Origin of the sequence: Aestuariimicrobium ganziense (assembly GCF_015352975.1) — a bacterium.
Classification (GTDB): Bacteria; Actinomycetota; Actinomycetes; order Propionibacteriales; family Propionibacteriaceae; genus Aestuariimicrobium; species Aestuariimicrobium ganziense.
Genome location: NZ_JACYIZ010000018.1, coordinates 1 through 841, shown reverse-complemented (window position 1 = coordinate 841; position 841 = coordinate 1). Strand labels below are relative to the sequence as shown.

The window sequence follows — 841 nt, the reverse complement described above, 5'->3', positions numbered from 1 at the left end:
CGGGTCCAGGATGGCGACCTCGACCCCAGCCTTGAACGCCGTGCCGCGTTGGTCGAGCCATGTCTTGTACACGGTCCCGGAGCGGCCGGGTACGAGGTCGAGCAGCCGGGCTCGGACGCGTCCGTCCTTGTCACGGGTCAGGTCGACCATGCCGGTGAGTTCCTTCGGGCCGCGCGTGCGGGGACTCACGTGGTGCCACAGGTGTTCGTCCACCCCGAGGGTGGTCACGCCGGCGAACCGGGCCTCGTCGTCGGCCAGCGTCGCCAGGATGGGTTGGATCGAGCCCCATACCGTCTTCCACGCCACCCCCAGCTGCCGCGCGAGTCCGTGGATGGAGGCGTGCTCGCGGCGGACCTGCTCGATCACCCACCGGCACGCCCGGGTGGTCAACAGCCCGCGCGGGCGGGCTATCTGCTCGTCCTGCTCGGTGAACACCCTGGTCGGGCACGCCGGCTCCAGGCACCGCCACGTGCGTTTGCGCCACCGCAGCCGGGTCGGCCGGGCGAAACACGGGATGTCCACCAGCGTGATCGTGCGTCGGCCGCGACTCTCAGCGACCACCCCACACGTCGGGCAGCCCATCACCGTCGGCGCGGACTCCATCGTGACCACGAGCACGCCATGGCCGGTCTTGTCGACGTCGACCACGTGCAAGCCGTCCAGACCGACCAGCAGGTCGCAATGGTCACAGTACGAAGGGGTCGTGGAAGCGCAGCAGCACCCCGTAGGCTCGGACACGTCGAGGCCTTCCGGTCAGGTTGAAGAGACGCTTCCGATCCTGAAGGCCTCGACCCCCAACCACCCTCACCCCGCGCTCTGGCGTGTCGCGCTCACCCCCACC

Annotated in this window: 1 protein-coding gene; it reads right to left on the bottom strand. The window is 69.8% G+C overall.

Annotation, left to right across the window (positions count from 1 at the left end; all coding sequences use genetic code 11):
- On the bottom strand, positions 1-648 hold a 648-nt coding region (locus IE660_RS15250; protein WP_328701995.1), incomplete at its 3' end, for a helix-turn-helix domain-containing protein.
- Positions 649-841: the final 193 nt, after the last annotated feature.